7 protein-coding genes are annotated in these 15,330 nt (G+C 73.5%); 4 read left to right on the forward strand and 3 right to left on the reverse strand.

Annotated elements, in window-relative coordinates:
- The first annotated feature begins 13 nt into the window (after positions 1-13).
- Complete coding sequence (locus AAFF41_RS14525) at positions 14-862, forward strand: chitosanase (protein ID WP_319748312.1); 849 nt, start codon at positions 14-16, stop codon at positions 860-862.
- 59 nt (positions 863-921) lie between these two features.
- On the opposite strand, the gene AAFF41_RS14530 is transcribed toward AAFF41_RS14525, so the two are convergent.
- Positions 922-1,653, reverse strand: coding sequence for an ABC transporter ATP-binding protein (locus tag AAFF41_RS14530; protein ID WP_343324052.1), 732 nt, complete (start codon positions 1,651-1,653; stop codon positions 922-924).
- Positions 1,654-1,756: 103 nt separating this feature from the next.
- On the opposite strand from AAFF41_RS14530, the gene AAFF41_RS14535 reads away from it, so the two are divergent.
- The 3 genes from AAFF41_RS14535 to AAFF41_RS14545 are packed head-to-tail and all read left to right on the forward strand — an operon-like array spanning position 1,757 to position 8,965.
- Positions 1,757-5,182 (forward strand): FtsX-like permease family protein, encoded by a 3,426-nt coding sequence (locus AAFF41_RS14535; RefSeq protein WP_343324053.1) that lies wholly within the window; start codon positions 1,757-1,759, stop codon positions 5,180-5,182.
- A gap of 1 nt (position 5,183) precedes the next feature.
- Positions 5,184-7,961 (forward strand): ABC transporter permease, encoded by a 2,778-nt coding sequence (locus AAFF41_RS14540; RefSeq protein WP_343324054.1) that lies wholly within the window; start codon positions 5,184-5,186, stop codon positions 7,959-7,961.
- Positions 7,958-8,965, forward strand: coding sequence for an ABC transporter ATP-binding protein (locus AAFF41_RS14545; RefSeq protein WP_319748315.1), 1,008 nt, complete (start codon positions 7,958-7,960; stop codon positions 8,963-8,965). Before AAFF41_RS14540 ends, AAFF41_RS14545 begins: the two co-directional genes overlap by 4 nt.
- Before the next feature lie 179 nt (positions 8,966-9,144).
- Here AAFF41_RS14545 and AAFF41_RS14550 read toward each other — a convergent pair whose 3' ends face one another.
- Together AAFF41_RS14550 and gltB are read right to left on the reverse strand one after the other, a co-directional pair.
- Positions 9,145-10,605, reverse strand: coding sequence for a glutamate synthase subunit beta (locus AAFF41_RS14550; protein ID WP_054236024.1), 1,461 nt, complete (start codon positions 10,603-10,605; stop codon positions 9,145-9,147).
- Positions 10,598-15,190: a glutamate synthase large subunit gene (gene gltB, locus AAFF41_RS14555; protein ID WP_319748316.1), complete on the reverse strand. Its 4,593-nt coding sequence runs from the start codon at positions 15,188-15,190 to the stop codon at positions 10,598-10,600. The genes AAFF41_RS14550 and gltB overlap by 8 nt, the downstream gene beginning before the upstream one ends.
- Positions 15,191-15,330 lie beyond the last annotated feature (140 nt).

Here is a 15,330-nt window from a genome sequence, read left to right on the forward strand (position 1 = left end):
CTAGGCTGAGCCCATGAAACGTGCTCGGCTCCTCCTGCTCGCGGTCCTCCCCCTGGTCGCGGTGGCGGTCTGCTTCCTCGCCCCGGGACTCACGGACGCGAGGGGGGCCGCCGGGCGCGCGCGGGCCCGCCAGGACGCCGAGCGACCGGCGGGCGCGGGCCTCGCCGCCCCGGACAAGAAGGAGCTGGCCCAGAAGCTCGTGGCGAGCGCGGAGAACTCCACGCTCGACTGGCGCAGCGCGTACGCCTACATCGAGGACATCGGCGACGGCCAGGGGTACACGGCGGGTCTCATCGGCTTCTGCACCGGCACCCACGATCTGCTCGTCCTGGTCGAGGGCTACACGAAGGACCACCCGGGCAACGGCCTCGCCCGCTACCTCCCCGCCCTGCGCAAGGTCGACGGGACGGACTCGCACGAGGGTCTCGGCCCGGGATTCGTGGCGGCCTGGCGCAAGGAAGCCTCGGTGGCCGCCTTCCGCAGGGCGCAGGACGCCGAGCGGGACCGCGTCTACTTCGACCCCGCGGTGCGCCGCGCCAAACTCGACGGCCTCGGCACGCTGGGCCAGTTCATCTACTACGACGCCATGGTCATGCACGGGCCCGGCACCGGCGCGGGCGGCTTCTACGACCTGCGCACCCGTGCCATGGCCCAGGCCGACACCCCGGCCGAGGGCGGCTCCGAGAAGACCTACCTCGACCTCTTCCTCGACGTCCGTCGCGCGGCGATGAAGGCCGAGAGCGCCCACCGCGACACGACCCGCATCGACACGGCCCAGCGGTTGTTCCTGTACGACGGGAACCTGGACCTGCGCACGCCGCTGGAGTGGAAGGTGTACGGGGAGACGTACAAGGTGCCTTAGCCCCTCACCCACGTGCCGCGGCCCCTCCGCCGTGTCTGCGCCCGGTCGGTCGGGCGCCGTCAGTGCTCGACGACCTCGCCGTCGCTCAGTTCGAGTACGCGGTCGGCCAGGCCCAGGAGTTGGGGGTCGTGCGTGGCGACCAGGGCCGTGACGCCCTCACTGGCGACCACCGCCCGCAGCAGCTCCATCACCGCCAGGCCGGTCTGCGCGTCCAGCTGTCCGGTCGGCTCGTCGGCGAGCAGCAGGGCCGGGTGGTTGGCGAGGGCGCGGGCGATGGACACCCGCTGCTGCTGCCCGCCGGAGAGCTCCGCCGGGCGCTGGGCCTCGTGGTCGGCGAGCCCCACGAGGGCGAGCAGCAGGGCCACGCGCTCCTCACGTTCGCGGGGGTCGGCTCTGCGCAGCCGCAGCGGCACTCCCACGTTCTCGGCCGCGGTGAGGATGGGGATGAGTCCGAAGGACTGGAAGATGTAGCCGATGCGGTCGCGGCGCAGTTCCAGCAGCTCGTTCTCACCGAGTGCGGACAGGTCGGTGCCGTCGATGAGGACGCGGCCGCGGTCCGGGCGGTCGAGGCCGCCGATCAGATGGAGCAGGGTCGTCTTGCCGGAGCCCGACCGGCCCTTGAGGGCGACGAGTTCACCGCGCCGCAGCTCGAAGGAGGCGCCACGCAGCGCGTGCACGGCCACCGCGCCCGTGCCGTACGAGTGGTGCAGGTTCTCCACCCGCACCATCGGTTCGTCGGCGGACTCGCCCACGAGGGCGGCACCGGACCGCGTGCCGGTGTTCTCCGTCATCGACGCACCCCCTGCGGAATGGAACTCATGTACCCAGAACGGGAACCCCATGATATTCATGTCGGGTTGGCGAGGGGTGGCTCGGCAATCGGGTGGGGGACGAGTGACGGGCTTCTTGTTGCTGCGCGTTCGGGCGCATCGGCTGCTGCTCGGCGCCGCCCTGCTCGCGGTGCTGCTGACCACCTCGGTGCTCGCCGCCCTCGCCGCGTTCTCCGCCTCGGTCGGGGACGCCGCGCTCCGACAGAACCTGAGCGGCCCGGCCGCGACCTCCGCCTCACTCGTCATCAGCGCCGACGTGCCCCGCGGCCGGGAGGAGGCGGCCCAGGACGCGGCGGTCCGCGGCGCGCGCCGGACCTTCGCGGGGCTTCCGGTGACCGTACGGACATTGCGCGGTTCGGGGCCGTACGCGCTGCCCCGTTCTTTCCAGGTCGCCGATGGCCGCACGGGGCACCCGGACCTCACCCACTTCGCCGCCCTCGACCGGTCGCGGATCAGGCTGGTCTCGGGCACGCTGCCCGGCCCGGCCCCGGCGGCGCGCACCGCTCCCGTGCCCGTGGCGCTGCCCGAAGTGGCCGCCGACCGGCTGAAGGTGCGGCCCGGCGCGCGGATCTCCCTGACCGACCGGCTGGGTGGCGCGCCCCTGACGGTCCGGGTCACCGGCGTGTACCGGGCCGCCGACAGCGCGGATCCGTACTGGCAGCTGGACACCCTCGGCGGTCACGGGGTGCGCACCGTCGACTTCACCACCTACGGCCCGCTGCTCGCCGACCCGTCCGTCCTCGCCTCCCGCACCTCCGCGGGCACCACCGGATGGGTGGCGACGGCCCACTACCGGAGTCTGACCACCGACGGCATCGACGCGCTGCGCGAGGCCTCGGCCCGCGAGCCCGAAGTGCTGCGCAAGAACGCGGTGTTCGGAGCCGGGGCGACCGTGCGGACGGCGCTGCCCGCCGTGCTCGACAGGACCGGGCGCGCGCTGCTCGTCTCCCGGTCCACGCTGATGATCGTCTCCGTCCAGTTGGTGCTGCTCGCCGGGTACGCGCTGCTGCTGGTGGCGCGGCTGCTCGACACCGAGCGGGCGGGCGAGACCGATCTGCTGAAGGCGCGGGGTGCCTCGCGCCGCCGGATCACGGGCCTCGCCGTGCTGGAGGCGCTGCTGCTCGCCGTACCGGCGGCGGTGGGTGCCGCGCTGGTGTCCGGTCCGCCAATGCGGCTGCTCGCCCGGTGGTCGTCCCTCGACCGGTCCGGGGTGCGGCTCGGGGACGCTCCGGTGCTCCAGGTGTGGCTGGTCGCGGCCGGGGTCGCGGTGTGCTGCGCGGCGGCGGTCGTGGCGCCCGCGCTGGCCGCGACGGCGGGTGCGCCGCCGCGGCTGCGGCGTGTGCGGGCCGCGGCGGGCGCGGCGCCGGTGCGGGCCGGGGCCGACGTGGGGCTGCTGTTGATCGCGGCGGTGGCGTACTGGCAACTCGACCGGCAGACCGGCTCGTCCGGTGGCGGCGCGCTCAGCCGTGACCGGGCGGGCGATCTGGGCATCGATCCGCTGCTGGTCGCGGCGCCCGCACTGGCCCTGCTGGCGGGCACGGTGCTGACGCTGCGGCTGCTGCCGCTGGGTGCGCGGCTCGCGGAGCGGCGGGCCGCGAGCGGGCGGGGCCTGCCGGCGGCGCTGGCGGGCTGGCAGTTCAGCCGGCGTCCGCTGCGTGGGGCGGGGCCGGTGCTGCTGCTGGTCCTGGCCGTGACGACCGGGATGCTGGCGATCGGGCAGAGCGCGTCGTGGCAGCGGTCGCAGGGCGACCAGGCGGACTTCGGGACGGGTGCTTCCGTGCGAGTGCTGGACGGCAGGCCGGGCAGCCCCGGCCAGACCGGTCTGTACGCCGCGCTGCCCGGGGTACGGGACGCCGCTCCCGCCTACCGCGCCACCACGGACCTCTCCGGCGGTCGCAGGGCGACGGTGCTCGCTCTGGACACGGCGCACGCCGGGGAGGGGATATTGCTGCGCGGCGACCTCGCCGACGAGCCCGTGGGACGGCTGCTGCGGGGTCTCGCGCCTCGGGAGAAGGCGGCCGGACTCTCGGTGTCGCTGCCCGACGGCACCCGGCGGCTCGCGCTCGACCTGCGGATCACCGACGAGCCGGCGGCAACGGGCGGGACGACGGCCGCGGGTGGAGAGGCGAAGGCGGGGCGTTCTCCTTCCGGACTCGCGCCGCTGGTCACCGTCGTCGTCGAGGACGGCTACGGCATCGCGTACCGGCTGAGCGCCGGGAAGCTGCCCGTCGACGGCCGGGTCCACCGGGTCACCCTCGACCTGGACGTGTCGGCTTCGGGCGCCCGCGCCACGCCTGCCGGGCCGCTGCGGCTGGCCGGGCTGCAGCTCGACGGCACGGTTCCCGCGGGCGAGCCCGAACAGCACCGGCTCACCGTCGTGCGCATGCTGTCCACGGGCCCCGACGGAACCGCCCGCGCGGTCGCGGTGCCCGTCGGGGTGCGCTGGCGCGGCAGCAGGACCGAGACGGCGGACGGAGCGGCGCTCCCGTCGACGGCCCTGCGTCCGGCCGCGTCGAGGACGGCGCCGCTCACGGTCGCGTACGGGACGGGCAACGCGCCCGGAAGCGACGCATGGGCCTCCGGTCCGCCGGAGTTCACCGTCCGCCTCGACACCGCGCGGGCCACGCCCCCGGCACCGATCGCGGCCGTCGCCACCCGGGCGTTCCTGCGCGCGGCCGGGACCGAGCCGGGCGAGAGCATCGACATGACGCTGGACGGGGAGCGGCTGCGGGTGACGATCGTGCGGTCGGTGAGCGAGCTGCCGACGACCGGAGCGGGCGCGGCCTGGGCCGGGGCCGGCGCGGACACAGCGGGAGCATCGGACGGAGCGGCGGGCGAGGGCGGGGCGGACGGGGGCGCTCTGTTGCTGGATCTGCGCGCCGTGAACGCCGTGTTCGCGCAGCGCGCACGCGCTCCGCTCGCACCCGCCGAATGGTGGCTGAGCACCGCCCCCGGCAGGGCCGCGCAGGTCGCGGCCGCGCTGCGGGGCCGCCCCGACATCGAGCCGGACCAGGTGCTCGTACGGGACGAGGCCGCGGACCGGCTGCTGGGCGATCCGCTCGGCGCCGGGCCGCGCGCGGCGCTGCTGGCGGTGGCGGTGGCCGCCGCGGTCCTCGCCGCGGGCGGCTTCGCGGTGGGCACCGCGGGCTCCCGGCGCGAGCGGTCCGCGGAGTTCGCCGTGCTCAGGGCCCTGGGTGCGGGCCGCCGGGAACTCGCCCGGCTGGTCGCCGTGGAGCAGGGCCTGCTGATCGGGGCCGGTCTGCTCGCCGGTCTCGGCCTCGGCACCGTCCTGACCCGGGCCGTCGTTCCGCTGATCGTGCTGACCCCGGGGGCCGCGCGACCGGTCCCCCGCGTCCTCGTCGAACTCCCGGTGTCCCAGGTGGCGCTGCTCCTCGTGGGCGTCGCGGCCCTGCCCCTGCTGATCAGCGCCGCGACGGCTGTCCGCCGCGCCGACCCGGCGGTCGCGCTCCGCCACCAGGGGGACAGCTGAGATGGCCTGGGGGAGACAGCGCACGGAGCGCGGTGTGGCGCCCTGGGTGCGTACGCGGCTGCGGACCGCCCCCGGGGCGGCCGTCGCGTTCGGAGTGCTCGTACTGGTCACGGCGTTCCTCGCGGCGGCGCTGCCGCGCGCCCTCGACGCGTACGAGACGAAAGGGCTGCGGCAGGAGATCGCCGGGGCGCCCCCGGCCGCCACCTCGGTGGAACTGAGCGCGCCGCAGCCGGGCTTGGAGATCGCGCAGTCCACCCGGGAGAAGGCGGTGCGGCCCCCGGCGCTCGCGGCCGTCCGGCGCGCGGCGCTGGCCAGGCTGCCCGCGCCGCTGCGGGCGGACACCATGGAGTCGGCCTACGGGGTACGGACCTCCAAGAGCCTCGTCGGGCTGAATCACTGGCTGCCGGTGATCGACGCGCCGCCCCGTTTCACGCTGGTCGCGCAGTCGGGACTCGCCGCCCACTCCACCGTGCGCGGCGGGCGGCTCCCCATCGCCACCGGGGAGGTGACGGCGGGCACCAGGAAGGTCGAGGCCGCGGTGACCGAGGCGACCGCCCGGACGCTGCGGCTGCGGGTCGGTTCCGTCATCGACGTGGACGGCTTCGGGGGCACGCCGCTGGTCGTGCGGATCACCGGGATCGTGGAGCCCCGGCGTCCGCAGGGCGGTTACTGGTCCGCGGAGCCGGTCCTGCGCACCCCGGGCGTGGCCGCGGACGCCCCGGTCCCGCCGCAGTTCTACTGGGACGCGGGCCTGCTGCTGGCGCCCGGCGCCGCCCCGGTGCTCCTCGGCAGCCAGGGAGAGCCGGAGCTGTACTGGCGGTTCGCCCCCGCCACCGACCGGCTCACCGCACAGGACGTCCCGGGGCTCGTCTCCCGGATCGCCTCCCTCGAAGGCGGGCCCGAGCTGCTACGGATGCGCGAGGTGGCCGGGGGCACCGCGGCCGTCGCCACCGATCTGGAGACGGTCGTCGGCTCCTACTCGACGACCCGCGTGGCGATCACGCCCGTGGTGGCGGTCGGGGCGTTCGGGATCGGCGCGGTCGCCGCCGTCGTCCTGGTGATGGCCGGCGGGCTGATCGCCGTCCGCCGGGCCGCCGAACTCGCCCTGCTGCGTGCGCGGGGCGGCTCGCTGCGCGGGATCGCCGGACGGCTCCTCGCCGAGACCGCGGTCGTGGCGGTGCCCGCGGCCACCGCCGGTCTGCTGCTCGCCGTGCTCACCGTCGACGAGGCCCGGCTCCTGCCCGCCGTGCTCGGGGCGTCCGCCGTCGCTCTCCTCGCCTGTGCCGTACTGCCGGTGCGGGCGGTCGTGGCGCACCGCAGGCCGTGGGCGCACGCGGAGCGCGACGATCTCGCCCACGCCAGGCCCGGCAGGCGCCGCACGGTCGCCGAACTCACCGTGCTGGTGCTGGCCGTCGGCTCGGTCGTGGCGCTGCGGCGGCGCGGCGCGTCCAGCGCGGGCGACCTCCTGGTGAGCGCCGCCCCGGTCCTGGTCGGGCTGATCGCGGCGCTGGTGCTCGTACGGCTGTATCCGCTGCCGCTGCGGTGGGCCGCGCGCCCGGCCGCGCGAGGGCGCGGGGTGGTCGGTTTCCTGTCGCTGGCCCGCGCGGGCCGCTCCTCGACGGTGGGCGTCGCGCTGCCGCTGCTGGCGCTGCTGCTGGCCCTGACGACGGCGGCGTTCGGGGGTTCCGTGCTCGCCGGGGTGTCCGACGCCCGGGACCGGGCCGCGCTGCTGGCGACCGGCGCGGACGCGCGGATCGCCGGGCCGGGCGAGGTGACGCCGCTCCCGGCGGGCCTGGCAGGGGCGGTACGGAAGGTCGCGGCCGTGCGTGCGGTGACGGCCGTGCGGATCGAGCGCACGGCGGAGCTCACCTCCGGCGGGGCGGGGGCGAAGGAGGGCCTGACGCTGATCGGGGTCGAGCCGGCGTCGTACGCCCGGCTGGCCCGGCAGACGCATCTCGGGGCGTTCCCCGCGGATGTGTTGAAGCCCAAGGGGGCGCAAGGTGCGGGGACGGGGCGTGTGCTGAACGCCGTCGCCTCCCCCGGTCTCGCGGAGCGTCTGGGCCGCGCGCCGCGTCGGATCACGTCCCTCGCGGGTGACATCACCGTCCGGGTCGCCGCCGTACGCTCCCGCACCCCCGCCGCCCCCGGCGCCGACTTCCTGCTGGTCGACGCCGCGGGCCTCACGCACTCCGACCCGACGACGCTGCTGGCGACCGGTGCCGCACTCGACGCACCGGCCCTGCGGACGGCCGTGCGCGGCGCCGGGAAGGGCCTCACCGTGACGTCGCGCGACGAGGAGCGGGCGGCGCTCTCCGACGCGCCGTTGCAGGCGGGCGCCGAGCGGATCTACACCACGGCCGCCCTGGCCGGTGCGGGGTACGCCGTACTCGCCCTGCTGCTCTCCCTCCTTCAGTCCGCGCCGGAACGAGCCGCGCTGCTGGCCCGGCTGCACACCATGGGCCTCACGTCCCGCCAGGGCCGTCGGCTGCTCAGTCTGGACGCGCTGCCTCAGGCGCTGCTCGCGGCCTCGGGCGGAATGCTCGCCGGCTGGGCCACGGTCCGGCTGCTCGCTCCCGGCATCGACCTGGAACGTCTCGCGCTGGCCACCGCGGCGGGCCGAGTGCCGGTGATCGGCGCGTCGCTGCGTACCGACCTGTGGTCGCTGCTCCTGCCCGCGGCGGGCACGGTGCTGCTGGCGTGGGCGGTGGCCGTCGCGCAGGCCTGGTGGGCGGGGCGCCGTACGTCGATCACCGAACTCAGGACAGGAGGCATGCGATGACCCCGACGACCTCGCGGACGAGCCTGGCGGAGCTGGAGCATCGGGCGGCGGCGCGCCGCGACCGGCCCGCGTACGGGCGGGACGCCCTGATCGCCTGCGACCGGCTGGTCCGCATCTTCTCCGGCCGGGCGGCCGGGGACGGCTCCGCTCGGCGCGGTGGCTCCGCCGGGGTGGAGGTGCAGGCGCTCCAAGGGCTCGATCTGCTGGTCCAGGAGGGCGAGTTGATGGCCCTGGTCGGCGCCTCCGGCAGCGGCAAGTCGACCCTGATGAACATCCTCGCCGGCCTCGACGTGCCCACCGCGGGCGCCGCGCGGGTCGCGGGCCGCGATCTGCTCACGATGAACGCGAAGGACCGGCTGCGCTACCGCCGTGAGGTGGTCGGTTTCGTCTGGCAGCAGACGGCCCGCAATCTCCTCCCCTATCTGACGGCGGCCCAGAACGTGGCGCTGCCCATGCAGTTGAAGGGCGGCCGGGGCCGCGGGAAGCGGCGGGCCGAGCGGGCGGAGGAACTGCTCGCGATGCTCGGCGTCGCCGACTGCCGGGACCGTCGGCCCCAGCAGATGTCCGGGGGGCAGCAGCAGCGGGTCGCGATCGCCGTGGCCCTCGCCAACTCGCCGTCGGTGCTGCTCGCCGACGAACCGACCGGTGAGCTGGACTCGGCCACCGGCGCGGAGGTCTTCGCGGCGTTCCGCCGGGCCAACGAGGAGCTGGGCACGACGATCGTGATCGTCACGCACGACCAGGCGGTCGCCGGCGAGGTCCGCCGCGCGGTCGCGATCCGTGACGGCCGTACCTCGACGGAGGTGCTGCGCCGCACGGAGGTCGACGCGGAGGGCCAGGAGTCCCTGGTGGCACGGGAGTTCGCGACGCTGGACCGGGCCGGCCGGCTCCAGCTGCCCGCCGAGTACACCGCGGCCCTCGGAATGGAGGACCGGGTGATGCTGGAACTGGAGCAGGACCACATCGGGGTCTGGCCGGACGACACCGGGCACCCGGCCGCATGAGACCGGCCACCACGACGCGCCGCCGCCGACCCGACCTGTTGACGGCGCGTCACCGCGCCCGCCACCGTCCAACCCGCTGACGACGCACCACGGCGCCCACCACCGTCCGGTCGGGGACAAGGCAGGCGCCGCGTTCAGTTCCGTACGCCGTTGTACGGGACGTTTGTTGGGGTGGAGCGTCAGACCATCAGTGAGCGGTCCGTCGGGCGGATCGGGGCCGGCAGGTCGCTGGCCCCGGTCAGGAAGCGGTCGACCCCGCGGGCGGCCGAGCGGCCCTCCGCGATGGCCCAGACGATCAACGACTGGCCGCGGCCGGCGTCACCGGCGACATACACGCCGGGCACGTTGGTCGCGAACTCGGCGTCGCGGGCGATGTTGCCGCGCGCGTCGAGCTCCAGGCCGAACTGCGAGACCACGCCGTTCTCGACGTCGGTGCCGGTGAAGCCCATGGCCAGCGTGACCAGCTGGGCGGGGATCTTGCGCTCCGTGCCCGGCTTCTGGTTCAGCTTGCCGTCGACGAACTCGACCTCGGTGAGGTGCAGCCACTGGACGTTTCCGTCCTCGTCGCCCTCGAAGTGGGTGGTGGAGACCGAGTAGACGCGGTCGCCGCCCTCCTCGTGCGCGGAGGTGACCTTGTAGAGCATGGGGAACGTCGGCCAGGGCTGGCCCGGGCTCCGCTCCTCGCCGGGCTGCGGCATGATCTCCAGCTGCGTGACCGAGGCCGCGCCCTGGCGGTGGGCGGTGCCCACGCAGTCCGCGCCGGTGTCGCCGCCGCCGATGACCACGACGTGCTTGCCCTCGGCCGTGATCGGGGGCGCCACGTAGTCGCCCTCCTGCACCTTGTTGGCCAGCGGCAGGTACTCCATGGCCTGGTGGATGCCCTTGAGCTCGCGGCCGGGGACCGGGAGGTCACGCGCGGTCGTCGCACCGGCGGCGATGACCACGGCGTCGTACCGCTTGCGCAGGTCCGTCGCCTTGAGGTCGCGGCCGATCTCGATGCCGGTGCGGAAGCGGGTGCCCTCCGCGCGCATCTGCTCGATGCGGCGGTTGATGTGCCGCTTCTCCATCTTGAACTCGGGGATGCCGTAGCGCAGCAGGCCGCCGACGCGGTCGGCACGCTCGTACACGGCGACCGTGTGGCCCGCCCGGGTGAGCTGCTGGGCGGCGGCCAGGCCCGCCGGGCCCGAACCGATGACGGCGACGGTCTTGCCCGACAGGCGCTCGGGGATCCGCGGGGCGACGTCGCCCGTGTCCCACGCCTTGTCGATGATCGAGACCTCGACGTTCTTGATGGTCACGGCGGGCTGGTTGATGCCCAGCACGCACGCCGACTCGCACGGAGCGGGGCACAGGCGGCCCGTGAACTCCGGGAAGTTGTTCGTGGCGTGCAGACGCTCGGACGCGGCGGACCAGTCCTCGCGGTAGGCGTAGTCGTTCCACTCGGGGATCAGGTTCCCCAGCGGACAGCCGTTGTGGCAGAACGGGATCCCGCAGTCCATGCAACGGCTGGCCTGCTTGGAGATGATCGGGAGCAGCGAGCCCGGAACGTAGACCTCGTTCCAGTCCTTGACGCGCTCCGCGACGGGGCGGGTCCTGGCGACCTCGCGGCCGTGGTTCAGAAAGCCCTTGGGATCAGCCATTGGTCGCCGCCTCCATCATCTTCTCGGTGATCTCGGACTCGGGGAGTCCGGCTCGCTCGGCGGCGTCCTTGGCGGCGAGCACTGCCTTGTACGTGCTGGGGATGATCTTGCTGAAGCGGTCCACCGCTGTGTCCCACTCCGCCAGGAGCTTCTCGGCGACGGTCGAGCCGGTCTCCTCCTGGTGGCGGCGCACCACGTCGTGCAGCCACTGCTTGTCGGTGTCGTCGAGGGCCTCGACGGCGCCCACGTTGCCGGCGTTGACGTTGTCGCGGTTCAGGTCGACGACGTACGCGATGCCGCCGGACATGCCGGCCGCGAAGTTGCGGCCCGTCTCGCCGAGGACGACCGCGTGACCGCCGGTCATGTACTCGCAGCCGTGGTCACCCACGCCCTCGGAGACCACCGTCGCGCCGGAGTTGCGGACGCAGAAGCGCTCGCCGGTGCGGCCGCGCAGGAAGAGCTCGCCGCCCGTCGCGCCGTACGCGATGGTGTTGCCCGCGATGGTCGAGTACTCGGCGAGGTGGTCGGCGCCCCGGTCGGGACGGACGATCACCCGGCCGCCGGAGAGACCCTTGCCGACGTAGTCGTTGGCATCGCCCTCCAGGCGCAGCGTGACGCCGCGCGGCAGGAAGGCGCCGAAGGACTGGCCCGCGGAGCCGGTGAAGGTGATGTCGATGGTGTCGTCGGGCAGGCCCCCGCCACCGAACTTCTTCGTCACCTCGTGGCCGAGCATGGTGCCGACCGTGCGGTTGATGTTGCGGATCGCGACCTGGGCGCGCACCGGCTGGGCGTCGGCCTGGGTGTTCGCGGCCAGCGCGTCGGCGGCGAGCTTGATCAGCTCGTTGTCGAGCGCCTTCTCCAGACCGTGGTCCTGGGCGATGACCTGGTGGCGCACCGCGCCCTCGGGCAGCTCGGGCACGTGGAAGAGCGGGGAGAGGTCCAGGCCCTGCGCCTTCCAGTGGGTGACCGCCCGCTCCACGTCGAGGTTCTCGGCGTGGCCGACGGCCTCCTCGATGGTGCGGAAGCCCAGCTCGGCGAGGATCTCGCGGACCTCTTCGGCGATGAACTTGAAGAAGTTCACGACGTACTCGGCCTTGCCGGCGAAGCGATCGCGCAGCACCGGGTTCTGGGTGGCGATGCCGACCGGGCAGGTGTCCAGGTGGCAGACGCGCATCATGACGCAGCCGGAGACGACGAGCGGCGCGGTCGCGAAACCGAACTCCTCGGCGCCGAGCAGCGCGGCGATGACGACGTCACGGCCGGTCTTCAGCTGGCCGTCGGTCTGTACGACGATACGGTCGCGCAGGCCGTTGAGCAGCAGCGTCTGCTGGGTCTCGGCGAGGCCGAGCTCCCAGGGGCCGCCCGCGTGCTTCAGGGAGGTCAGCGGGGAGGCGCCCGTACCGCCGTCGTGGCCGGAGATGAGCACCACGTCCGCGTGCGCCTTGGAGACACCCGCGGCGACCGTGCCGACACCGACCTCGGAGACCAGCTTGACGTGAATCCGCGCCTGCGGGTTCGCGTTCTTGAGGTCGTGGATCAGCTGGGCCAGGTCCTCGATGGAGTAGATGTCGTGGTGCGGGGGCGGGGAGATCAGGCCCACGCCCGGGGTGCTGTGCCGGGTCTTGGCGACCCACGGGTAGACCTTGTGGCCGGGCAGCTGGCCGCCCTCGCCGGGCTTGGCACCCTGCGCCATCTTGATCTGGATGTCGTCGGCGTTGACCAGGTACTCCGACGTGACGCCGAAGCGGCCGGAGGCGACCTGCTTGATCGACGAGCGGCGCGCCGGGTCGTAGAGCCGGTCCGCGTCCTCGCCGCCCTCACCGGTGTTGGACTTGCCGCCCAGCTGGTTCATGGCGATGGCGAGGGTCTCGTGCGCCTCCTTGGAGATGGAGCCGTACGACATCGCGCCGGTGGAGAAGCGCTTGACGATCTCGCTCACCGGCTCGACCTCGTCGATCGAGATCGGCTGCCGGTCGGACTTGAAGCCGAACAGGCCACGCAGCGTCATCAGGCGCTCGGACTGCTCGTTCACCCGGTCGGTGTACTTCTTGAAGATGTCGTAGTTGCCGGAGCGCGTCGAGTGCTGGAGGCGGAAGACCGTCTCCGGGTCGAACAGGTGCGGCTCGCCCTCGCGGCGCCACTGGTACTCGCCGCCTATGTCGAGGGCCCGGTGCGCCGGGGCGATGCCGGAGGCCGGGTAGGCCTTGGCGTGCCGCGCCGCGACCTCCTTGGCGATGACGTCGAGGCCGGCGCCGCCGATCTTGGTGGCGGTGCCGTTGAAGTACTTCTCGACGAAGGCCTGGTCGAGGCCGACGGCCTCGAAGACCTGGGCGCCGCGGTAGGAGGCGACGGTCGAGATGCCCATCTTGGACATGACCTTGAGGACGCCCTTGCCGAGCGCGTAGATCAGGTTGCGGATGGCCTGCTCGGCCTCGATGCCGGTCAGGAAGGTGCCGGCGCGGACCAGGTCCTCGACCGACTCCATCGCCAGGTAGGGGTTGACCGCGGCGGCGCCGAAGCCGATGAGGAGGGCCACGTGGTGGACCTCGCGGACGTCGCCCGCCTCGACCAGCAGGCCCACCTGGGTGCGCTGCTTGGTGCGGATGAGGTGGTGGTGGACGGCCGCGGTGAGCAGCAGCGAGGGGATCGGCGCGTGCTCGGCGTCGGAGTGGCGGTCGGACAGGACGATCAGACGGGCGCCGTTCTCGATGGCGGCGTCGGCCTCCGCGCAGATCTCCTCGATCCGCGCGGCGAGGGAGTCGCCGCCGCCGCTGACCCGGTAGAGACCGGACAGGGTCGCGGCCTTCATGCCCGGCATGTCGCCGTCGGCGTTGATGTGGATGAGCTTGGCCAGCTCGTCGTTGTCGATCACCGGGAAGGGCAGGGTGACGCTACGACAGGACGCGGCCGTGGGCTCCAGCAGGTTGCCCTGCGGGCCCAGCGAGGAGCGCAGCGAGGTGACGAGCTCCTCGCGGATCGCGTCCAGCGGCGGGTTGGTGACCTGCGCGAACAGCTGGGTGAAGTAGTCGAAGAGCAGACGCGGGCGCGCTGACAGGGCCGCGATCGGGGAGTCGGTGCCCATGGAGCCCAGCGGCTCACCGCCGGTGTTGGCCATCGGCGCGAGGATGATGCGCAGCTCTTCCTCGGTGTAGCCGAAGGTCTGCTGGCGGCGGGTGACCGAGGCGTGGGTGTGCACGATGTGCTCGCGCTCGGGGAGGTCGGAGAGCTCGATCTCGCCGGCTTCGAGCCACTCCGCGTACGGCTTGTCGGCGACGAGGGCGGCCTTGATCTCGTCGTCCTCGATGATGCGGTGCTCGGCGGTGTCGACGAGGAACATCTTGCCGGGCTGGAGGCGACCCTTGCGGACGACCTTCGCGGGGTCGATGTCGAGGACGCCGACCTCGGAGCCGAGGACGACGAGGCCCTCGTCGGTGACCCAGTAGCGGCCGGGGCGCAGACCGTTGCGGTCGAGGACCGCGCCGACCTGGGTGCCGTCGGTGAAGGTGACACAGGCCGGGCCGTCCCAGGGCTCCATCATCGTGGCGTGGAACTGGTAGAAGGCGCGGCGGGCCGGGTCCATGGAGTCGTGGTTCTCCCACGCCTCCGGGATCATCATCAGCACGGAGTGCGGGAGCGAGCGGCCGCCGAGGTGGAGGAGCTCGAGCACCTCGTCGAAGGAGGCGGAGTCGGAGGCGTCGGGCGTACAGACCGGGAAGACCCGCTCCAGGCCCTTGTCACCGAAGAGGTCGGAGACCAGCTGGGACTCGCGGGCCTTCATCCAGTTGCGGTTGCCCTTGACCGTGTTGATCTCGCCGTTGTGCGCGACGAAGCGGTACGGGTGGGCGAGCGGCCAGCTCGGGAAGGTGTTGGTGGAGAACCGGGAGTGCACGAGCGCGATCGCGGAGGCGAAGCGGCGGTCGGACAGGTCCGGGAAGAAGGGCTCCAGCTGGCCGGTGGTCAGCATGCCCTTGTAGACGATGGTGCGCGCGGAGAGCGACGGGAAGTACACGCCGGCCTCACGCTCGGCGCGCTTGCGCAGCACGAACGCCTTGCGGTCCAGCTCGATGCCGGTCGAGACGCCGTCCGTGACGAAGATCTGCCGGAAGGCGGGCATCGTGGAGCGGGCGGTGGCGCCGAGCAGCTCGGGGGCGACCGGGACCTCGCGCCAGCCGAGGACGGTCAGGTCCTCGTCGGCGGCGATCGTCTCGATCTGTGAGACGACATCCTCGATGCCGTCCTCGGGCAGGAAGGCGATGCCGACCGCGTACGCGCCGGCCGCGGGCAGCTCGAATCCGGCCACCTCACGGAGGAACGCGTCGGGCACCTGGGACAGGATGCCCGCGCCGTCGCCCGAGTCGGGCTCGGCGCCGGTGGCACCCCGGTGCTCCAGGTTGCGCAGCACGGTGAGCGCCTGCTCGACCAGCGCGTAGCTCGCCTCACCGGTGAGGGTGGCCACGAAGCCGACGCCACAGGCGTCGTGCTCGTTGCGGGGGTCGTACATACCCTGCGCAGCAGGGCGAGCATCCATGAAGGACCACTTCTGGCCATTCGTGGAGTGCTGGGACGGCTGGCGCGGCGTACGCATCGGCTCTCCCGTCGTCGTCGTGGCATATGCATGTGCCGAGGGACGACGTTGGCCCTCTGCTTAGGGGTGCAAAATTTCGTGCAGGTTACATGATGGGGCGGTTCTCGGGAACCGGATACTACGTTCCAACATGCGGACAC

Origin of the sequence: Streptomyces mirabilis (assembly GCF_039503195.1) — a bacterium.
Classification (GTDB): Bacteria; Actinomycetota; Actinomycetes; order Streptomycetales; family Streptomycetaceae; genus Streptomyces; species Streptomyces mirabilis_D.